The sequence below is a fragment of the Flavobacterium sp. MR2016-29 genome, from assembly GCF_015350695.1.
Classification (GTDB): domain Bacteria; phylum Bacteroidota; class Bacteroidia; order Flavobacteriales; family Flavobacteriaceae; genus Flavobacterium.
In genome coordinates this window covers 983,392-1,005,093 of record NZ_JADKPU010000001.1, presented here as the reverse complement: position 1 = coordinate 1,005,093, position 21,702 = coordinate 983,392, and the positions used below count along the sequence as shown (strand labels likewise).

General features: G+C 32.7%; 21 protein-coding genes. 11 read left to right on the top strand and 10 right to left on the bottom strand.

Annotation, left to right across the window (positions count from 1 at the left end; genetic code table 11):
- Positions 1-3 precede the first annotated feature (3 nt).
- Positions 4-813, top strand: coding sequence for a lysophospholipid acyltransferase family protein (locus IR010_RS04550; protein WP_029269024.1), 810 nt, complete (start codon positions 4-6; stop codon positions 811-813).
- 103 nt (positions 814-916) lie between these two features.
- Here IR010_RS04550 and IR010_RS04545 read toward each other — a convergent pair whose 3' ends face one another.
- From IR010_RS04545 to IR010_RS04535, 3 genes are all read right to left on the bottom strand, one after another.
- Positions 917-1,549, bottom strand: a complete 633-nt coding sequence (locus IR010_RS04545; RefSeq protein ID WP_029269025.1) for a hypothetical protein — start codon at positions 1,547-1,549, stop codon at positions 917-919.
- A gap of 8 nt (positions 1,550-1,557) precedes the next feature.
- Positions 1,558-2,052 (bottom strand): RNA polymerase sigma factor, encoded by a 495-nt coding sequence (locus IR010_RS04540; protein ID WP_029269026.1) that lies wholly within the window; start codon positions 2,050-2,052, stop codon positions 1,558-1,560.
- 98 nt (positions 2,053-2,150) lie between these two features.
- A complete protein-coding gene (locus IR010_RS04535; protein WP_194566985.1) occupies positions 2,151-3,212 on the bottom strand; it encodes a DUF3810 domain-containing protein in 1,062 nt (353 codons plus the stop codon).
- 176 nt (positions 3,213-3,388) lie between these two features.
- Here IR010_RS04535 and IR010_RS04530 point away from each other — a divergent pair, with 176 nt between their 5' ends.
- Complete coding sequence (locus IR010_RS04530; protein WP_194601955.1) at positions 3,389-4,849, top strand: aminoacyl-histidine dipeptidase; 1,461 nt, start codon at positions 3,389-3,391, stop codon at positions 4,847-4,849.
- 255 nt (positions 4,850-5,104) lie between these two features.
- On the opposite strand, the gene IR010_RS04525 is transcribed toward IR010_RS04530, so the two are convergent.
- The 4 genes from IR010_RS04525 to IR010_RS04510 form a co-directional block, all read right to left on the bottom strand.
- Positions 5,105-5,443, bottom strand: a complete 339-nt coding sequence (locus IR010_RS04525; protein WP_194601952.1) for a DHCW motif cupin fold protein — start codon at positions 5,441-5,443, stop codon at positions 5,105-5,107.
- 88 nt (positions 5,444-5,531) lie between these two features.
- Entirely contained in the window at positions 5,532-6,305 is a 774-nt protein-coding gene (locus IR010_RS04520) for a carboxypeptidase-like regulatory domain-containing protein (RefSeq protein WP_029269031.1), read from the bottom strand.
- 252 nt (positions 6,306-6,557) lie between these two features.
- Positions 6,558-8,471, bottom strand: coding sequence for a DEAD/DEAH box helicase (locus IR010_RS04515; RefSeq protein WP_029269032.1), 1,914 nt, complete (start codon positions 8,469-8,471; stop codon positions 6,558-6,560).
- Between the two features lie 204 nt (positions 8,472-8,675).
- On the bottom strand, positions 8,676-9,254 hold the full coding sequence (locus tag IR010_RS04510; protein ID WP_194601949.1) for a non-canonical purine NTP diphosphatase: 579 nt from the start codon (positions 9,252-9,254) through the stop codon (positions 8,676-8,678).
- A gap of 82 nt (positions 9,255-9,336) precedes the next feature.
- On the opposite strand from IR010_RS04510, the gene IR010_RS04505 reads away from it, so the two are divergent.
- Complete coding sequence (locus IR010_RS04505; RefSeq protein ID WP_194601947.1) at positions 9,337-11,115, top strand: ABC transporter ATP-binding protein; 1,779 nt, start codon at positions 9,337-9,339, stop codon at positions 11,113-11,115.
- Here the strand turns inward: IR010_RS04505 and IR010_RS04500 are convergent.
- Entirely contained in the window at positions 11,096-11,419 is a 324-nt protein-coding gene (locus IR010_RS04500) for a DUF2809 domain-containing protein (RefSeq protein ID WP_194601944.1), read from the bottom strand. The two genes, IR010_RS04505 and IR010_RS04500, sit on opposite strands and share 20 nt — an antisense overlap.
- 174 nt (positions 11,420-11,593) lie before the next feature.
- Here IR010_RS04500 and IR010_RS04495 point away from each other — a divergent pair, with 174 nt between their 5' ends.
- The 3 genes from IR010_RS04495 to IR010_RS04485 all read left to right on the top strand — a co-directional run bounded on the left by IR010_RS04495 (position 11,594) and on the right by IR010_RS04485 (position 13,858).
- Entirely contained in the window at positions 11,594-12,772 is a 1,179-nt protein-coding gene (locus tag IR010_RS04495) for a glycoside hydrolase family 88 protein (RefSeq protein ID WP_029269040.1), read from the top strand.
- Positions 12,773-12,782: 10 nt separating this feature from the next.
- On the top strand, positions 12,783-13,187 hold the full coding sequence (locus IR010_RS04490) for a hypothetical protein (RefSeq protein ID WP_194601941.1): 405 nt from the start codon (positions 12,783-12,785) through the stop codon (positions 13,185-13,187).
- Positions 13,188-13,420: 233 nt separating this feature from the next.
- A complete protein-coding gene (locus tag IR010_RS04485; RefSeq protein WP_194566974.1) occupies positions 13,421-13,858 on the top strand; it encodes a hypothetical protein in 438 nt (145 codons plus the stop codon).
- Between the two features lie 65 nt (positions 13,859-13,923).
- On the opposite strand, the gene IR010_RS04480 is transcribed toward IR010_RS04485, so the two are convergent.
- Complete coding sequence (locus IR010_RS04480) at positions 13,924-15,435, bottom strand: FMN-binding glutamate synthase family protein (protein WP_194601938.1); 1,512 nt, start codon at positions 15,433-15,435, stop codon at positions 13,924-13,926.
- 33 nt (positions 15,436-15,468) lie between these two features.
- Positions 15,469-16,248: an NYN domain-containing protein gene (locus tag IR010_RS04475; protein ID WP_029269048.1), complete on the bottom strand. Its 780-nt coding sequence runs from the start codon at positions 16,246-16,248 to the stop codon at positions 15,469-15,471.
- Between the two features lie 206 nt (positions 16,249-16,454).
- On the opposite strand from IR010_RS04475, the gene IR010_RS04470 reads away from it, so the two are divergent.
- The 5 genes from IR010_RS04470 to IR010_RS04450 all read left to right on the top strand — a co-directional run bounded on the left by IR010_RS04470 (position 16,455) and on the right by IR010_RS04450 (position 21,576).
- Entirely contained in the window at positions 16,455-17,687 is a 1,233-nt protein-coding gene (locus tag IR010_RS04470; protein WP_194601935.1) for a hypothetical protein, read from the top strand.
- Between the two features lie 58 nt (positions 17,688-17,745).
- On the top strand, positions 17,746-18,768 hold the full coding sequence (locus IR010_RS04465; RefSeq protein WP_194601931.1) for a sensor histidine kinase: 1,023 nt from the start codon (positions 17,746-17,748) through the stop codon (positions 18,766-18,768).
- Positions 18,765-19,532, top strand: coding sequence for a LytR/AlgR family response regulator transcription factor (locus tag IR010_RS04460; protein WP_194601928.1), 768 nt, complete (start codon positions 18,765-18,767; stop codon positions 19,530-19,532). The genes IR010_RS04465 and IR010_RS04460 overlap by 4 nt, the downstream gene beginning before the upstream one ends.
- A gap of 181 nt (positions 19,533-19,713) precedes the next feature.
- Positions 19,714-20,976, top strand: coding sequence for an aminotransferase class I/II-fold pyridoxal phosphate-dependent enzyme (locus tag IR010_RS04455; RefSeq protein ID WP_029269056.1), 1,263 nt, complete (start codon positions 19,714-19,716; stop codon positions 20,974-20,976).
- Between the two features lie 117 nt (positions 20,977-21,093).
- Positions 21,094-21,576: a hypothetical protein gene (locus tag IR010_RS04450; RefSeq protein ID WP_194566964.1), complete on the top strand. Its 483-nt coding sequence runs from the start codon at positions 21,094-21,096 to the stop codon at positions 21,574-21,576.
- Positions 21,577-21,702 lie beyond the last annotated feature (126 nt).

Here is a 21,702-nt window from a genome sequence, read left to right as displayed (position 1 = left end):
GCTATGGGATTGTTTAAACGAAATCCTTTTGGACATATATTATTCATCAAGAAGTGGTTAATCCGAATTTTAGGAGCCATGACTCATAGAAGATATAGAGGTTTTAATGATTTGCAGATTGACGGATCTGAAATTATTAAGACATTGCCAGATACAAATGTTCTGTTTATATCCAATCATCAAACTTATTTTGCTGATGTGGTGGCGATGTTTCATGTGTTTAACGCAAGTTTAAGCGGACGTCAAGATACCATTAAGAACATTGGCTATTTATGGGAGCCTAAAATGAATATCTATTATGTCGCGGCCAAAGAAACAATGCATGCTGGTTTATTACCGAGAATTTTAGCATATGTTGGAGCAATTACTGTTGAAAGAACATGGCGCGCAAAAGGTGTTGATGTAACTGAAAAACGCGATGTCAACCCAAATGACACAGAAAATATTAAAATTGCTCTCGAAGATGGCTGGGTAATTACGTTTCCGCAAGGAACTACCAAATCGTTTAAACCTGTTCGTAAAGGAACTGCACATATTATTAAACAGCATAAGCCAATTGTCATTCCGATAGTTATTGACGGTTTCCGCCGTTCGTTTGATAAAAAAGGATTGCGAATGAAAAAGAAAGGAATTCTGCAATCATTCATCATCAAAGAACCACTTGATATTGATTATGAAAACGATACCATCGACCAAATCGTAGAAAAAGTAGAATACGCAATCGAACAGCATCCATCATTCTTAAAAGTTATTCCAGCCGAAGAAATCAAAGCACAGGAAGAACTTAATAAGTTAAGACAATGGGATTACTAAATTTCGGATTTTAGATTTTTTCTAGTTTCACTAATTCGAATTTCTATATTGAAGTTTTTAAAAAACCTTTACCACTTTGCAACTCTGATTCTTTGTGCATTTCTTAAAAATCTATCTTCTTCAGCTCTTTATAATTAGCGTACAATCTGCGTAATAAAGTTCCGTAAAGTAATCGGTAAAAACACCAGAACATTCCAAATAAACCTAAAATTATCAGTACTAAAATTCCGATAGTAAAAAACATTGCTTTTCCGTTTACTGCCAGTTTTTCTCGTAAAAAATCCATGTCAGGGTTGTAAACAAAGGCAACAAAAAAGCTTAATATTGCTATAATTACCATCATCCCTAAGTTGTACCAAACATAGTACTGAACTGTTTTACGGGTTTTAAGAATAGAACCCATTAATGATTTTGTTGCAATAGTGGTAGAAATAGTTGTATAGTTTTTATAAAAAATGAATATAAAAATTAAACCAACTAAATAATTGAAGTAGGTTAAATATTCAAGTGTCATAACAATTCCTGGATGATTGATTTTTTTAAAAAGATCATCCGTATTGAGAAATAAATTTGAAAAAGTCCAAAATGAAATCTCCAAAATACTGATAATCAAAATCCACTTCACAATTGAAGAGGACTTTTTGTGAATCATTTTGTAGATTTCATTTGCAGAAATTTGCTCAAAAGAATCCGAGTTCTTTTTCCAATCTTTTTTTAATAAATCCAGTTCTTTCATAATAATTTTTAAGGATTTAGTATTTTTTTAAGTTTCCCTTTAATTCGGTTCATCTTCACGCGCGCATTCACTTCGCTGATCCCTAAGGTCTCGGCTATTTCTTGATAATCTTTGTCTTCTAAATACATAAAAACTAATGCTTTTTCGATGTCATTAAGCTGATAAACCGCTTTGTACATCAGTTTAATTTGTTCTTCCTCTTCATAATTGTAATCAACATCTTTTACAAAGTGCTGATGACTTTCATATTCTACTGTCGATACGGTTCGTTTGGTTTTTCGGTATAAGGTAATTGCGGTATTCAAAGCAACGCGATACGTCCAAGTCGAAAATTTGCTGTCGCCCCTAAATTTAGGATATGCTTTCCAGAGCTGAATTGTGATTTCCTGAAACAAGTCTTTGTGAGCGTCTTCGCCGGCAGTATATAATCTACAAATCTTGTGGATTATATTCTGATTTGCCTGCAATTGCGCAACAAATGATTGTTCTAGACTTTCGCTCATAATGTATTAGTAGTATTGTAATGTATTTTGTTACAATGCGTTTTGTTTTTTTGCGACAGATAAATTATTTTAATAATATAATCTGCAGCGAAAAATAATTATAATTTTCGAGTTTTATAATAATTCACCATCAAATCTACAAACTTGCTGTAACTGTCCATTCCGTCTTTTTGATTGTTTGTTTTCAAGAAATTATCATAAAAGATTTCAAAACCAGTTTCAATTGGTGTTTCATATTGCTTCCAAAAATCATGGCTTTCCTGATAGTTTTTTAAAATTCCGACATGAACCGTTTTTTTCAGTTGATTAAAAATTTTCTCATTTTTAACTTGCCAAATGCCTAAGCAATACCGTAAAGCAAAGCTGTAACCAGAATATTGGTAATATAAATTCTTATTTTTAATTGATGCCAAAACGCCAATAAAATTGCATTCACTTTCGCTCGCATATCCCATTTGATGCGCCATTTCGTGACAAGTGGTGGCCGGGAAGTTATACATTGGCAATAAATCATTAACCTGAGCTTCATTCGTAAACGGATTTAAGTAACCTCCAAAACCCATATAAGTTAAAGGCAAACTAAAAAGGGATTTTTTCACGCTTAAAATTTCATATTTAAAGTACGGATGTTCTTCTGCAAGATTTTTATATCCGTCTAAATTCATCTTAAAAGCCTCTTTTTGAGAGTATGGAAAAACTATTTTAGAGCTGTCATTCTTCGTGATTTGAAATTGAATTTCATTTGTCTTTACAATTAGTTTTTTTGTAAATGCAAGCAATTCTGCATCAGTATAATCTCTTTTGATATCCATTTTTTGAAATAAAGGCTCACGATAATAATTGAATGCCCAAAGAATATGAAAGAAAAAATAAAACACGGAAATTTTGCCTAAAATTTTTAAAAGATGATCCTTCCAGTCTGTTCTCCATGTTTTTCTGATTTGCCAAAACCAGCTAATTATAGACAAGAGTAGAATGCCATAAATAAGATCGCCAACAGAAAAAGGAATTTTACCAAAAATGGTTCTCAGAAAGTGCGAAATTCGGATGTACAGGTTGTTGCTATAGGCGCCTTCTACAAAATCCGGAAAGAAGGGAAGGACTTTTAAAAAGATAATTTGAATTACTAAAAATAAAGGTAAAATGTATTTTGATTTCACATCATAAATTTTGGATACGTAAATATAAATACAATATTCTAACTAAAAAAAGATTGTAATTATCGAGTTTGATTTTAAAGCATATAATTAGTGCTAATTCGTGAAATTTGTGGCAGAAAAAAATATAAACTTTGTAACTTTGACATTCTTAATTGTTAAACTTCAAACAAAATATAATGAGTCAGGAAATAAGAAATCTGGAACCTAAAGCACTGTGGAATAAATTTGCAGATTTGAATGCTGTTCCTCGTCCGTCAAAGAAAGAAGAACGTGTAATAGAGTTCATGAAAAACTTTGGAAACAGCTTAGGTTTAGAAACTTTTGAAGACGAAATTCGAAATGTAATTATCAGAAAGCCAGCAACTGCAGGAATGGAAAATCGCAAAGCGATTGTAATGCAGGGACATCTTGATATGGTGCACCAAAAAAATGCAGATACGGTTTTTGATTTCGATACCCAAGGAATTGACATGTATGTTGACGGTGACTGGGTTCGCGCGCGCGGTACAACACTTGGTGCTGATAATGGGTTAGGAGTGGCTACAATTATGGCTATTTTAGAAAGTAAAGATATTCCGCATCCTGCAATCGAAGCACTGTTTACAATTGATGAAGAAACAGGAATGACAGGTGCTTTAAACCTGAAAGGCGGTATTCTTCAAGGTCAGATTCTTTTGAATTTAGATACTGAAGAAGATGATGAAATTGATATAGGATGTGCTGGCGGAATCGATGTGACAGCTACAAGGACGTATCATGAAGAAGAAGTTCCAGAAGGATCAGTAGGTCATATCATTACAGTGAAAGGCTTAAATGGAGGTCATTCAGGAATGGATATCAATAAAGGTTTAGGAAACGCTAACAAAATCATGAACCGCCTGTTGTTTGATGCTTTTGAAAACTTCGGTTTGCAAGTAGCAGAAATTAATGGAGGAAGTTTGCGAAATGCAATTCCGAGAGAAAGTGTAGCAAAAGTGATTATTTCTGAAATGTTCGATGAAGCGTATATTTTTGATATGCAGGAAATCATTAATGATATTAAAGCAGAATATAAAACAACAGAACCAAATTTATCTATCGAAATCGTGAAGTGCGATTTACCTGCAAAAGTGATGGATTTAGGGGTTCAGGAAGGAATTATTCGTGCTATTTATGCTGCTCATAACGGCGTTTACAGAATGAGTGCAGATATGGCTGATTTGGTTGAAACGTCAAATAATATCGCTCGTGTTATCATAAAAGATGGTGAAATATCTATTGGATGTCTAACGCGTTCTTCTGTAGAAACTTCAAAATTTGATTTAGCTAATTCTCTTCGTTCTGCTTTTGAATTAGTAGGCTGCGAAGTAGAACTTTCTGGTTCTTATCCAGGCTGGACACCAAATGTAAATTCTGAAATATTAGATACGTTAGTAGGTATTTATGAAAAGCAAAATGGAGAAAAACCAAAAGTAGTAGCTTGTCACGCTGGTTTAGAATGCGGTATTTTAGGAACAAATTATCCGGATATGGATATGATTTCTTTTGGACCAACTATTCACGGTGCGCACTCACCAGATGAAAGAGCAAGTATTTCATCTGCTCAAAAATATTGGAAATTTGTCTTAGAAATTCTTTCAAATATTCCAGTGAAATAATTTTTAGTTTCAGTTTTCAGTCGCAGTTTTCAGTCTCATAAAAACTGAAAATTGCGACTGCAACTGAAAACTAATCTCTTTTAGGAGTATTTTTCTTCTCTCTTTTTTCTTCTTTTTTCTCTTTAGCCGTTTTTAACGGTTCTTTTTTTGCTGTTTTTTTAGCATCTTGACTCTTTGCCATAATATTTAAATTTAATTAATTTCTTTTTTGATTGTAAGTAAATGTAACTATAATATTCTGATTTGTTTACAATTTTATCTTAGAAAGTCTCCATCGATTATTAATAACTCAACGCCTTTTGCTGTAATAGAACGGTGAGAACTAAGATCATCAGAAACAACATAAGTCATTCCTTTTGAAAGTCTAAACTCTTGTCCATTCTCTAATTCGCTTATAAATTCTCCTTCCAGACAGTGTACAATGTGCCCTTTTTGACACCAGTGATCAGCAGTGTATTTTTCAGAATAGGTAACTTTTCTAATACGCAAACCTCCTAATTGTAATGTTTGCCAATAAGCTGTTCCGCTTTCTCCCGGATGTTCAGTTTTCTTAATAAGATTCCAATCAATGGTTTGAAAAGGTATTGCACTCATACTTTTGTTTTTTGTTGTTAATATTCAAAATAAAAAATCCTCATTTACGATTCGAAAATGAGGATTTTTATTTTTATTTAAAAGTAAATTAATTACGTTTTAATACTTTATATTGTTCGTAACAACCGCTGATTGCATCTAAGATTTGTAAATCGTTAGCAGTCTGAATGAAAGAATCAGAATAACTGCATCGTTGCAGAATCTCTGGAATTTCTTCTTTCGTTATTCCTAAAAGAATGGCAAGTGTTTCACGGTCATATTTAGTTTCAAGAAGATTTCTGATTGTGTCATCTTTCTTCATGTCTTTTAACTTTTTGAGTTCTTTTCCGTTTTTTCCAAAGAAATTGTAGAGCATATCGGCCGGATTAAAAATAGATCCCAATACTTTTCCGAAAGCATTTGGAGAATATTCACCTGCTTCATAACCTTGTGTAAGGCCTGAAATACTATAACGGTAGTTTTCTTTTGTTGGAATTAATTTTGAATCGATTTCAAGATATCCAGTCAAATTAAAAGGTGCAATAACCACTTCTTCCAGCGCAATTGCTTTTTCTGTAAGCTGAATTCTTGTGATTTTGTTTTTTATCCAGTCATTGGTTACTCTAATACGAAGCGACTGAAATCCTAAAATGGAGAAATGAAGGGTATCATTTGGCTGTACATCAATTTCAAAATAACCTTTAGCATCAGACATAGCGCCGAGAACTTTGTTTTTGTTTATGACATTTACGTTAGGAAGAGGCTGTTTGGTATTATCGTTAAAGATATAGCCAGAAACTCTTTGAGGTGCTGTAGATTCTGTCTCTTGGGCAAAACCAATGCTTGATAGTAGTATAAAAAAGAAAACTGCGAAATATTTCATATCCTGATTTAAAGCACTAAAAGTAGTAAATAGGGATTAAATATTTCGCAGTCTTCGAATATAATTATAAGAAAATTAACAGACGAAAGAAGTGTTGCTTTTAGTATTTAACTAAAAAGAGATAAAAGATTTAAATTAAATTGTTTTGAATTACAAAACTCATCCGCCTGAATGAAGATTTTTTGAAAAAAAAATCCCAAATTCCAATTATGTCTGGAATCTGGGATTTTATATTTTAAGATGTTGACTTATTTAGTCTCTTCTTGGTCTTCTTGGTCTTGGTGAATCACCAAAGCTCTCAGAACGTCTTGGAGCTCTGTCTGAACCACCTTCGCTTCTTGGAGCTGAGCTTCTAAAACCACCTTCTCTTTTTGGAGCAGATGAATTTCTGTCGCTTCTGAAACCGCCTTCTCTTGGAGCAGCGTTTCTATCGCTTCTAAAACCTCCGCCACCAGAACCTTCACGTCTTGGAGCAAAGTTTCCTTCTCTTCTTGGTCCTCCAGAACTTCTTCCGCCACCAGAACGTCCGTTATGGTCACGTCTTCCGCCACCATCATTTTTAGAAATTTCAACATTAATACGACGTCCTTCTAATTGTACGTTGTTTAATACTTCCATTACTTTATCAGTGTGTTCAGGATCAGTGTTAAAGAAAGAGAAACCTTCTTTTACATCAACTTTGAAAACGTCATCACGACCTAAGTCTAATGTTTCTTTCAAGTAATCTTTAAGTGTCATCCAGTCGAAGTTGTCTCTTGAACCGATGTTTACAAAATAACGAACTGCTCCGTTATTGTTGAATTCTCTTGGCTCAGAATCACTTCTTTCACGTCTTTCACCAGATTGAGATGAAATATCTCTATTTTTCTTGTAATAAGCGATGAAACGATTAAATTCTACCGATACCATTTTCTTAATCAACTCTTCTTTAGATAAACCTTCAAGAACGTTGTTGATTGCTGGTAAGTAATTGTCAATTTCGTGATCAACCTCAGTATCTTTAATTTTATTAGCTAAGTGCAATAATTGAATTTCGCAAATTTCGATTCCAGACGGGATAGATTTTTCTTCAAACTTTTGTTTGATGATTCTTTCGATAGATGAAATTTTACGCAACTCGCTTTTTGTAACAATAACAATAGAAGTTCCTAATTTTCCAGCTCTACCAGTACGTCCAGAACGGTGATTGTAAGTTTCAATTTCGTCAGGAAGTTGGTAGTTTACTACGTGAGTAATATTATCAACGTCAATTCCACGTGCAGCAACGTCAGTAGCAACAAGCATCTGAATTTGTCTTCCACGGAAAGATTTCATTACACCATCACGTTGCGCCTGAGATAAATCTCCGTGCAATGCAGCAGCGCTGTATCCATCTTCAATTAATTTTTCAGCTACAGCTTGTGTATCTCTTTTAGTACGACAGAAAACCACAGAGAAAATATCTGGATTTGCATCGGCTAAACGTTTTAAAGCTTCGTAACGGTCACGAGCATTTACTAAGTAAAATTCGTGAGAAACTGTTGCAGAACCTGAGTTCTTAGCTCCAACAGTAATTTCAACTGGATCGCTCATGAATTGTTTTGCAATTCTAGCAACCTCTTGTGGCATAGTTGCAGAGAACAACCATGTACTTTTTTGATCTGGAGTATCTGATAAAATAGATACGATGTCTTCATAGAATCCCATGTTCAACATCTCATCAGCTTCATCCAAAATACAGTAATCTATATTTTTAATGTTTACTAAACCTCTGTTGATCATGTCTTGCATTCTTCCTGGAGTTGCCACAATAATTTGTGCTCCTCTTTTAATCTCTCTAGCTTGCTCTGTAATACTAGCCCCGCCGTAAACTGCTACCACATTAATACCTTTCTCGTATTTTGAGTAGTTTTTAAGTTCGTTGGTAATCTGTAAACAAAGTTCTCGTGTTGGCGATAAAACTAATGCTTGTGTGTTTCTATTGTCAGCATCAATTTTTTGAATTAGCGGAAAACCGAAAGCTGCCGTTTTCCCTGTCCCTGTCTGAGCCAACGCAACCATATCTGTGTCTTTTTCCAATAATAGGGGAATCGCCTTTTCCTGTACCTCTGACGGATTTTCAAATCCTAGATCTAAAATCGCCTTCAGTAACGATTCATTCAATCCTAATTGTTCAAATTTATTCATATGTGTATTTAAAATAGGGTGCAAAATTACTGTTAATTATTCACATAAACTAATGCAATTTTAAGAATTATGTATTTCTTATGATTTGATAATCAAAAAGTTATGTTTAATGTAAAATGATTTATACCAGAAATTGAAGAAAATCCCGAAAAAACACGTCGTGAAATATAAAATTTTGCCTTTAAAATGTTGTATTTTAAACAATTATTTTGTGGAGTTCAGGAAATCAATTAGTTGGTAAGTTGCTTTTCCGCGATGGCCAATTTTATTTTTGATTTCCAAAGGCAATTCGGCAAACGTTTCGGTATAATTTTCAGGCTTAAAAATAGGATCATAGCCAAAACCATGATTCCCAGTTTTGTTTAATGTGATTTCTCCTTTTGCAATTCCGGTAAATAAATGCTGTTTTCCATTTAAATTTAAGGCTATAACGGTCTTGAACTGTGCACTGCGATCTGATTTGTTTTTTAGCGCCTCTAAAAGCTTATTCATATTATCGTCTGCATTTTTTTGTTCGCCGGCATATCTCGCTGAATATACTCCAGGTTCTCCGTTTAAAGATATAACTTCTAAACCAGTATCATCTGCAAAACAATTGTAACCATATTTTTCAGTTACATAATTAGCTTTCAAAATCGCATTTCCTTCAATAGTATCTGCTGTTTCAGGAATTTCTTCATGACAGCCAATGTCTGAGAGACTTAATAATTGTATAGATCCGTTTAAGATACTTTGAATTTCTTTGATTTTATTAAGATTATTTGAAGCGAAAACAAGTTGCATTGTAATATATTTTAAGTTCCGAGTTATTTGAAACACAAATTTAGAATTCTTATATTTGATAAGTTGCCTAAAATTAAAATAAATGCAGGTATCCGTTTTATATAAAAAAATAACTCCTTTTGTTAGGCCTTACAGAAAGATGGTTATTGCTACTTTATTGCTTACATTTTTAGGATCGTTTGCAGCGCAGATAAATGCATTAATATTAAAGTATACTGTTGACACTATCAGTAATTTAATGGTAGCGCACGAACCTTTATCAAAAGGATTTCATTTATTGGGAATTATCAGTATCGTTTTGCTTTCTAAAGAGTTGGTATATTCTGTGGTGCAATTTGGACAGAAATTTTATGGAGAAAAACTTCGAATATTTATAACCCGTGATATCTCTCAGGCGATAGTCGAAAAAATTCTGAGCTATAGAATGGAGTTTTACACTTCAAACGAAAATGAAAGCGGGAAACTTCAAACTAGAATTGATTTAGGAATCAGCAGTTTAACACGATTGGTTCAGAACTTTTTTATTGATATTTTGCCTTTGTTTACAAACGCTTTTGTTGCTTTGTTATTGATGTTTTATGCGAATATGTATGTAGGTTTAGTTAGCTTGTGTATTATTCCCATTTACTTTTATATAAGTCAATTACAGGCAAGTAAATTGAGCGGTTTTAGAAGAAGAATGCGTACGTATCGCGAAACGAAGAATAACGGAATTATTAGCTTAATCGAATCGATAACCGTTATTAAATCTTTTGTTCGTGAACCAATGGAAGCTGATCGTCATCAGAAAATTCAATTCGAAATGACCGAAAATCAATTGGCAACCAGAAAAACCAGTTTTATTTTTGAAAGCATAAAAAGTTTTATTGAACAAATAGGCGTGGTTATTATCATTATTTTGACAGCGTATTTTGTATTGAATAATACAATGACTATTGGTGCAATTATGTTTCATATCATGCTGTTTAATAATGTGTCAGCGCCAATAAGGCAATTGCACAGGATTTATGATGAAGTCAACGATGCCTTGATTTATTCTGAAGGTTTTTTTGATATTCTAGAATCGGATAACGAAAAAGAAACAAGCGGTAATTATATTCCTGAAAAAATCGCTGGCTTGATAGAAGTTGAGAATGTTGATTTTATTTATCCAAACGGAACTCAAGCATTGTGGAATATTAATTTTACCATAAAACCAAACGAAACAACTGCTTTGGTAGGATTAAGCGGTGCAGGAAAAAGTACCGTTATCAATTTATTAGACAAGTTTTACCTGCCTTCTTCAGGAAAAATTTATTTAGATGGAGTCGATTTAAACGATTATGATACTGATTTTCTTCGAAAAAATATTGGATTAGTATTGCAGAAAAATCATATTTTTAAAGGAACAATCGCTGAAAATATTTTATACGGAAAGCCAGAAGCGTCACAAATAGAAATTATAGATGCTGCAAAACAAGCTTATATTCACGAGCAAGTAATGCAATTGCCAAAAGGCTATGACTCAGATGCTCATTTGCTTTCGGGAGGACAGCAGCAGCGAATTGCAATTGCGAGACTGTTCTTAAAAAATCCGCCGATTATTTTCTTAGATGAACCAACCGCAAGTTTAGATGCAATAGCTACAGAACAGATAAAAAAATCGCTTGATGCAATAAAAAAAGACAGAACCGTAATTATCATTTCTCACAGTATTTCTCAAATTATTGACGCTTCAAACATAATCGTTTTAGAGCAGGGAAGATGTGTTGAAAAAGGGACTCATGATGCATTATACGATAATAAATCAGTTTATTATGAGATATTTACAGCTATGGCAAACAGTTTAAATATTGATAAAATTACGCAGACACTGGATTGATTTTTCGTAAAATAAAATTTTCAATAATAAAAGCAAAGCCAGTTCCAAAGGTATAAGCCATAATATCACTCCATAGAAAACCTTGCCCGAGAACGTATCTTCCAAAAAGCGTTTTTCTTAATGTAATTGCCCAATCGGCTTGATAGAGCTGAAAAAACTCAATTCCGCAGCAAACTAATAAAGAAAACAGCAATATCATTGAAGCTTTTTTATTCATAAAGAAAATTCTAATCAAAACATACATCATAACTGCATACAGAAAATCACCGATCCAAAGCGGAATAAGCTCAATTTTTCTTGACATGATTCCAAGGAAAATAATGAAAAGAAATAATATGAAATAGTAGATACGGGTTTTATTCAATTCTAAGGAGATTTATTAGTACTTTTTAAGGTAAACAAAAATACAAAGATTCGGATACATCTACTTTATTTTCTAAATTTATCGATTCAAAAAGACTATCAAAAAAATAACCACATGATTACAAGACTTACGACACTAATTCTAGCTTTATTTTTTTTGGGAAACAATCTGTATTCTCAAAAGAGCACTCCATTCAATGTTAAAAAACAACTTGAATACTGTGCAGACCAAGCATCAAAAACATTAAAAGTGATTCCGAATGACGGAACTTCTCCGAGAACAGTTCCGAATGGAAGCAAAGAATGGAAGTTTGTGGGTTATAAAGATTGGACGAGCGGTTTTTGGCCAGGAGAATTATGGTATTTATATGAAGCAACTGGAGACAAAAAATGGGAAAAAGAAGCTGATAAATTCAGCAGATTTCTAACGCCATTGTCAGTAAGCAAGGCTGGCGATCACGATTTAGGTTTTCAGGTTTTTAATAGTTTCGGAAACGGATACCGTTTGACTAAAAATCCAGAATATAAAGATATTATTCTGAAAACTGCCGATACTTTAGCAACGCTTTTTAATCCAAAAGTAGGCACAATTCAATCTTGGCCACATAATAAATATGGAGGACATAATACAATTATAGACAATATGATGAATTTAGAATTGCTTTTTTGGGCTTCTAAAAACGGCGGAAATAAAAAACTGTATGATATTGCAGTAAAACATGCCGAAACAACAATGAACAATCATTTCAGGCCTGACTATTCTTCGTATCATGTCTTAATTTACGATTACGAGACAGGAAAAAAAATAAAAGGAATTACTGCTCAAGGATATAGCGATGACAGTATGTGGGCACGCGGTCAGGCTTGGGCAATTTACGGATTTACAATGGTTTACAGAGAAACGAAAGATCCTAGGTTTTTAGATTTTGCTCACAAAGTTGCCCGTGTTTATTTGGATAAATTAACAACAAGTGATTTGGTTCCGTATTGGGATTTTAACGCTCCGGATATTCCAAATGCGCCAAGAGACGCTTCCGCAGCTGCGATTGTCTCTTCCGCATTAATTGAATTAAGTTCTTATACAACTGATAAAACGCTGAAGAACGAATACTTGACAAAATCTAAAAAAATGATTGTCTCACTTTCAAATAATTACCAGAGCCGTGATGTCAATTCGGCTTTTCTGCTTCATGCAACAGGTCATAAACCGGCTGGAAGCGAAATTGACTGTTCTATTAATTATGCTGATTATTATTATTTAGAAGCGCTTTTACGACTTCAAAAACTAAAATAAATTATAAAACATGATCAAAAAAATAATCAAAATTTCGTTTGCAATTGTTTTTATGCTAATGCAGATCGGCTGTAAAAATTCACAGCAAAAACTTCAGGAATATGTTATATCTTATAATGAATCTGCAAAAAGTTTTAAAAGCGAGAATGTTACGCTTACGACTGCAAGAGGTTATATACATGACAACAAGATTGAATTGCGATTTGAAACAGATTTAAAACAAAACGAATCTGATAAAAAATTGGCTGCTGCACAATTTCCTAAACTGTTGAAAGAAATGATAAATAAAGGTCAGATTCCAAAAGAATTAATTGAAGAAGGTATTCAATTTGACGCCTATTATTTAGCAGATGATAATACGGTTTTCGAAAAACAAATTTTAAATAAAGAAACTATAAATGAAGTAGTAAAATAATAATTTCAAGTGAAATAAAACTTTGGAATTTAATATTATTAAGCCTCTTTAATTGAGTTTAAAGGGGCTTTTCTGTTTTTTTTATGGGTTCTGTAAAGGCAATATTAGTACTGCCTGTTTTTTAGCTATTTTCTGATAACTAATTTGTATTCAAATATTTGTGGTTATAAATTGTTTTTGTCTTGTAAGTTTATTATGTTTGAGTTAAAAATTAACTAAATAACCAAAAAATTATGAAAAAAATTACCCAAATCGTATTTGTTGCTATTGCTTTATTATCATTGACAAGTTGTAAAAATACCAAGCAAAAAATTCAGGATCATGTGAGTAATTACAATATTTCGTCTTCTATAAAGGGCAATAATATTGTAAGCACAAGTGCTAAAGCATTTTTAAATGATAATAAAATTGAGATAAGAATTGAAACTAATTTGGAGGGAAATGAGTCAAATAAATTAGCTACTAGTACTTCTTTTCCGAGTTTATTGCAAGAAATGGTAAAAAACAATCAGATTTCTCCAGAACTAATAAATGAAGGAGTAAAGTTTGATGTGTATTTTTTATCTTACAATAATATTATTCTTGCAAAACAATTAGTTGGTCCAGAAGAATTAGCTGTTTTGGAAAATGGAGAAAGTTCTACCGAAAACAAGGCAACTGCAAAACTTTAATTTATGGAGAAATAGTACTTTAAATAAAAAAGCCTCTTTAAAATTTTAAAGAGGCTTTTTTATTTTTATTGTTTTCGAACATTTGTTAAAATATCAGGAAAATAAGTATCTGATAGATGTGAAAACTCATCGCCGCGCATAAAAATATTAGGATCAACATCAGAAAAACTTTTTTTGCCTGCTGCAGCTAAAAGTTCATTGGCAGAATGTAAAGTATTTTTATGAAAATGGTACACACGATCTGATTTATCAGTGACAACCAAACCTTTCATTAACATTTTGTTTTGCGTGGCAACTCCCGTTGGGCATTCGTTATTATGGCATCGAAGTGCTTGAATACAGCCTAATGAAAACATAAAACCGCGTGCACTGTTACACATGTCTGCACCAAGAGCAACAGCATGTAAGATAGAATAGCCTGAAATGATTTTTCCGCTGCCTATAATGCGTATTTTATCTCGAATATTTAAGCCAATTAAAGTTTTGTTTACAAAGATTAATGCCGGCTCAAATGGCATTCCAACTCCATCAGCAAATTCTAGCGGAGCTGCACCAGTACCGCCTTCTGCACCATCGACTGTTATAAAGTCTGGATAGGTGTTTTCAGCAATCATTTCGTGGCAAATAGCTTCAAATTCGTCTGTATTACCAATGCATAATTTAAATCCGACTGGTTTTCCGTTAGATAATTCACGCAATTGTTTGATAAAATGAATGAGCCCTTTACTGTCTGAAAAAGCATGATGTCCGGGAGGAGAAAGAATCATAACATTAGGTTCAACTCCTCTGATTTTAGCAATTTGTTCCGTATTTTTAGCAGCAGGAAGCACGCCGCCGTGGCCTGGTTTTGCGCCTTGAGAAAGTTTAATCTCGATCATTTTAACATTAGAAAGATTGGCTTTTTCAGAGAATTTTTCAGGACTAAAATTTCCTTCAGCATCACGGCAACCAAAATATCCTGTTCCAATTTGCCATGTAATATCACCACCGCCGGCAAGATGAAATTCGGTTAAACCGCCTTCTCCGGTATTTTGATAGAAATTTCCTTTTTTAGCACCAATATTTATGGCACGAACTGCATTTTCGCTCAGCGAGCCAAAACTCATTGCCGAAACATTAAATAAGGAAGCTAAATAAGGCTGTTTGCAATCTTTTCCTCCAACTAATACACGAGGTAATTCTTCGTTAACTTTTGCTGGAAAAATAGAATGTTTTATACCTTCATAACTGCCATGGTTTAAGTTTAATTGTGTTCCGAAAGGTGTACTTGAATCAATATTTTTAGCTCTTTGATAAACTAAAGAGCGCTGATTTCTGGAAAATGGTTTTCCGTCAGTAGATCTTTCAATAAAATATTGCTGAATTTCTGGAGCGATCATTTCAAATAAATATCTGAAATACCCCAAAACCGGAAAATTTCTTAAAATGGCATGCTTTGTCTGTATGGTATTATAAACACCAACTACTAATAAGATTGGCAGAATAATAACGAGTAAAAAACCACGCTCTGTGTAATAATATGTTGCTGCAACAATTAGAAACAATAAGAATCCGTAGATAAAGAATTTTTTTCTCATGTTTTTAAAATTTAATAGGTAATAATTTGGTAGTTAATTGAATCGTAAGCGAACGTAAACATGCTTAATGCCTTTTTTATCTGATTCTCTTTCATCAATTTCAAGAATATCTGTCAGCGATTTCAGCATTGGCGTAAGCTTAGAAAAACCGTAATTTCTAGGGTCAAATTCTGGTTTTTTCTTTACGATCAAGTTTCCAACATCACCTAAAAATGCCCAGCCATCATCGTCTTCAATATCTTCGATAGTGGCCTCGATAAGTTCGATAGTTTGTTTGTCAATTTTATGTAATGCTTTTTCAGCAGGTTTTTCAATAGGTTTTTTGGCATCTGCAGCAACTGCAGTTTTTGGTTTTTTCTTCTGGATAGCTCCGTCTAAAACTTCAATATAAATAAATCTGTCGCAAGCTACAATAAAGGAGTTTGGCGTTTTCTTTTCTCCTATACCAATAACTTTCATACCAGATTCTCTCAATCGAATCGCCAAACGCGTAAAATCGCTGTCGCTGGAAACGATACAAAATCCGTCTAATTTTCCAGAATAAAGCAAATCCATCGCATCAATAATCAAAGCAGAGTCTGATGAATTTTTGCCAACCGTGTAGCTGTATTGCTGAATAGGCGTAATGGCATGTTCCAGCAAAACCGCTTTCCAACCATTTGAGTTGGGCTTTGTCCAATCAGCATAAATACGTTTTGTTGTGGGAGTTCCAAACTTCGCGATTTCTTCCATCATCCCTTTTACATTGCTGTACGGAACATTATCGGCATCAATAAGAACAGCAAGTTTTAATTCTCTATTGTTTGTTGGCATCGTTTTTTGTTAATTAATTTTTGAATTGAATGAAGTATTTATTCGCTTTTGGAAGTGATAATTGTATCAAATATACAAACTTTGTCTTTCATAATTTTATCGTTTGTCATTTTCCTGCGTTCATTTGAATTTTCCCTTGGTTGATTTGTTTCTTGTTTTTGGCGTAATAGCTTTAGTATAAGTTTACAGCATAAAAACAGTATAAAATGAAAAAACTAACCCTTATCGCATTGTTTTCTTTGGGAACTATTTTTGGTCAAGAAAACAATTTCAAAAATTATCTTGCGGATAATAAATCGACTCTTGATTTAGAAAATGAAAATCAATGGGAATTGCTTAAATCTGATGCAGAACAGAATCAATTTATTATTTTGGGAGAATCGCACGGCGCGCAAAAAGCACAATTGATCGATTTTAATTTATTAAAATACCTTAATAAAACCGTTGGAACCAAAAATTATATTGCCGAATTAGATTTTGCCCAAGCAACAGCAGTTAATGAGTTTCTAGAAAAAGGAAATGAGGAAAAGTTGAAAAAAGTTTTTAGGTATTGGATAAAAATTCATGCACAATGGGGAAATCAGGATTTTTATAATAAAATTTTAAAAATCAGAACATTGAATTTATCCTTGCCAAAAGAAAAGAGAATTGTTTTTATCGGAATCGATGGCGTTCAGGATTTTGAAAATTATTTAAATTATCTGAAATTATTTATTGGAAAAAATAAAATATTTGATTCACTTCGAGTGGGTTTAAATAAAGAATATAATGATTCGAATGTTGAAGAAATATCCCTTTTTGCCCAAAAATATTTAGATGAAATTCATCAAAACAAAACGGAATTCGAGAAAGTACTTAAAAACAAGTTTTCTGTTTTCGAATATTTAATTCAAAATTTAAGTTACAGCAACAGCAAATCTGGTGTAAACAGGCCAGAACAATTGTTTAGAAATTACAAACAATTATACGCTATTTTAAATTTAGAAAATCAAAAACTGTACGGAATGTGGGGATATTTTCATGCTCATTTGGTACCGGTTTATTATATAGGAGAAGATTTTGCATCTAAATTAGAGAGTTCAGATCACGTAAGTTCAAAAAAGATAATTTCAGTGGTTTGCCTGCCGGTCGATTCTCAATTTAATGTCTGGAATACTAAAACGGAAAGCTGGACAAAAGAACCATTTTCGTATGACAATAAATCGTTGTTGCAAATAGAAGGAATTAACGATTTAAAAGAACTTTCAATCGAAAATTCAACAACACTTTTTAAGCTTAACGGAATCAATTCTCCATTTCCTAAAACCGGACGTTTATTTAACGGATTGGCGCCACAGGGAAAATTGGCGGGGAATTTTAAAAACAGAGATTATGCTTTTCAGTATGTTGTATTGATGCGAAATTCAGATTGGCTGAATCCTCTTTCCAAAGATTTTTGATTTTATATTTAGAAACAATTTTAAGTTACATTTGAATTATACACATCTTGAGATCATAATGATAAATTTTAAGCAATACATTCAGCGTCCAAACCAATCAGATTGGATTATTATAGCAACATACTGGATTTTTAGTTTGTTTTTTTTAATTCCTGCTTATTTTATAACCGAAACTTTTACTGTTGCCCTGACTGCATTGCTTTATAACATTATAATCGATACCGTTTTTGTTTTGATTTTAATTTACATCATTCTGCCTTTAAGTTTAAAAAACAAAAAATTATGGATGCCAGTTTTGAGTGTAATTTTTTTGCTCTTTTTCTCGATGATTTTTTACAGATTTGGTTACGGACTAATTCTTCATAAACCGCAAAGCTGGAATTTTCTGGATATTATTGGCGGTGTCATTTCTCAGGCACAAAGTTTGGGAATTTTACTTTCTGTTTTGGCAATGAAAAAGTTTTATGCCTCACAGCAAAGCATTTTAAGTCTGGAAAAAGCAAATGCCGAAAGTAATCTAAAGGTTTTGAGCAATCAGATTGCACCGCATTTTTTGTTTAATAATCTAAATGTCCTGCAATCCTTAATTGATATTGATACCATCCAGGCAAAAGAATTTGTAAAGCATTTATCTGCTATTTATCGTTATTTAATTCGCCATAAAGATGAAGAAGTAGTTACTTTAAATGAAGAAATGACATTTGCAGCTGATTATATTTATCTGCTCAATCAAAGATTTGGAAATGCTTACGTTTTTAAAACTGAAATTACAGATCAAAATGCGCTGAAAAAATTAGTTCCTTCCTGTTGTCTGCAGATTTTATTAGAAAATATTATAAAACACAATCAGGGAAATGAACAAAATCCGTTAGTTACTTCAATCTTAATAACTGAAAATAAGATCGAAATTAAAAATGCGATTCAAGAAAAAATGTTTCATAATGACATTTCAGGAACAGGCTTGGAAAATTTGAATGAGCGTTATTTATTACTTTCAAATCAGTCGATTGCAATTTCTAAAAATGATAACTTTACTGTGACTTTGCCTTTGATCAATCAATTAAAATCTTTTAAATCATGAATGTTCTAATTATCGAAGATGAACCTTTGGCAGCAAAACAGCTTATTAATTTTATAAAAGAAATAAACCCTGCGTTTACCATTTTAGAAACTTTGAACAGCATTTCGCAATGTTTTGAATGGTTTGAAAGCAATGCGCAGCCGGATTTAATTTTTTCAGATATTGAATTGCTTGACGGCAATGTTTTTAATTTTTACGATAAACAAGTAATTAATTGCCCTATAATATTCAGCACCGCATATGATCAATTTTTAATGAAAGCTTTTGAAGGAAATGGCATTGCTTATTTATTAAAACCCCTGACAAAAGAGTCTGTTGAAAAAGCAATCTTAAAATGCAACACTTTGCAAACCAAATCAAAGTCAGGTATAAGTCATGATGTTTTACAATTATTGCAAAAATCATTGCAGCAGGAAGCTTCAAGTATATATAAGCAAAGATTTACGATCAAAACAAGAAATGGGATTTATTTACTGCCAGTTTCAGACATTGCTTTTATACAAGCAGATGGAGTGTTGCTTTATGCATTTGATTTTAACAATAAAAAATATCCCTTAACCGGAACTCTGATCGCCACAGAACAACAATTGAATCCCGAAATTTTTTTTAAAATAAACCGAAGTGATATTGTATCCATAAATGCAATAGAAAAAATAGCACCTCATATTGGTGACAGATTAGCAATTTACATCAAAGGTCAGAAAGAATTTGCCGTTACAAGTACACAAAAAACTTCTGTTTTTAGAAAATGGATTGACCGGTAAACTTTGGTTTAAATTGCTTTTTCTTCCGAAATGTGCGAAAACAGTAGACAATTAAGATAAGAGTAACCCTTCATTTCTATTTATAGAGGGTGAAAAATAAATTTAGTTTGAATACTTTTATAAGTTTTAAATATTTATTTTTGCACGCTGAATACATTAAAATTATTACTTCAAATATATTATGGTAAAAGATTTATTCGAAAGAATCCAAAACAATAAAGGTCCTTTAGGAAAATGGGCATCACAAGCAGAAGGTTATTTTGTATTTCCTAAATTAGAAGGAGAGTTAGGTCCAAGAATGCAGTTTGGTGGGAAAAATATTTTAAATTGGAGTTTGAATGACTATTTAGGTCTTGCCAATCATCCAGAAGTTCGTCAAGCTGATATTGATGCTGCAACTCAATTTGGAGCAGCATACCCAATGGGTGCTCGTATGATGTCTGGACATACTAAATATCATGAACAATTAGAAAATGAATTAGCTGAGTTTGTAATGAAACCGGCAGCATATTTATTGAATTTTGGTTACCAAGGAATGGTGTCTACTATTGATGCTTTGGTTACTAAAAATGATATAATCGTATACGATGTAGATTCTCATGCTTGTATTATCGACGGTGTTCGTTTGCACATGGGTAAACGTTTTACATACAAACACAATGATCTTGAAAGTATGGAGAAAAACTTGCAGCGTGCTACTAAAATGGCTACTGAAACTGGAGGAGGGATCCTTTTTATTACAGAAGGTGTTTTTGGAATGCGCGGTCAGCAAGGAAAATTAAAAGAAATTGTTGCGCTTAAAGAAAAATATAATTTCCGTTTATTAGTTGATGATGCACACGGTTTTGGTACACTTGGTAAAACAGGAGCTGGAGCAGGTGAGGAGCAAGGAGTTCAAGACGGAATTGATGTTTACTTCTCTACTTTTGCAAAATCAATGGCAAATATTGGAGCTTTTGTAGCTGCAGATAAAGATATTATCGATTATTTAAAATATAACTTGCGTTCTCAAATGTTTGCAAAAGCATTGCCAATGATTCAGACAATTGGTTCGTTGAAACGTTTAGAATTATTACGTAATCACCCAGAATTAAAAGATAAACTTTGGGAAAATGTAAATGCATTGCAAAATGGTTTACGTTCTAGAAACTTTAATATTGGAGATACAAATACTTGTGTAACACCAGTTTATTTAGAAGGAAGTGTTCCAGAAGCTATGGTAATGGTAAACGATTTAAGAGAGAACTACGGTATTTTCTTGTCGATTGTAATTTATCCGGTAATTCCAAAGGGAATTATTTTGTTGAGAATGATCCCTACAACTTCACATACACTTGCTGATATTGACGAAACTTTGGTTGCCTTTGAAGCAATTCGTGAAAAATTAGAAAACGGCACATATAAAGAAATTGCAAGCAGAACAAAAGTAGATTTAGACGCTTAATTTCTTATACAAATAAATTCCAAACATGGGAATTATGTAACAAAATCCATTCGTTATACGAGTGGATTTTTTTTTATTTGGAGTAATTTTATAATCGTAACCAGTAAATAAAAAATTATGAAAAAAGTATTAGCAATTACAATAATTATTTTAAGTGTTTTTACTTCTTGTAAAAAAGATCAAGTAGCAGAGCCAGTAGAAATTGCACCAAACCCTCCAAAAGAAGCTCAAGTTGTTGAACCAGCAGGAGATCAATGTTATGAATCGAGAACAAACGGAAATATTATTGAATTGAGTTTTAATGTAAACTCTCATCAGGAAGTAAACGGAAAACTGAGTTATAATATATCTGGAAAAGATAAAAATGAAGGAAGTTTAATTGGGAACATGAAAGGCGATACACTAATTGCAGATTATACTTTTATGTCTGAAGGAGTTTCATCTGTTAGAGAAGTTGCTTTTTTAGAAAGAGAAGGAGTATTAATTGAAGGCTATGCAGAAGCTGTAGAAGCAAATGGCAAGGTGTCTTTTAAAGATAAAAAACAATTAAAATTTGATCCAAAAAATACTTTGACAAAAGTTGACTGTAAAGCTGAGTAAATAAACAATTTTTTGTTTATAAAGCTAAAAAACCATTCTTTGGGGAGAATGGTTTTTTTTGTTTTTTAATATTTTTGAAAGATAAATTATCTGTGTACTTTTATTTTATCTAGATAATCACTCGAA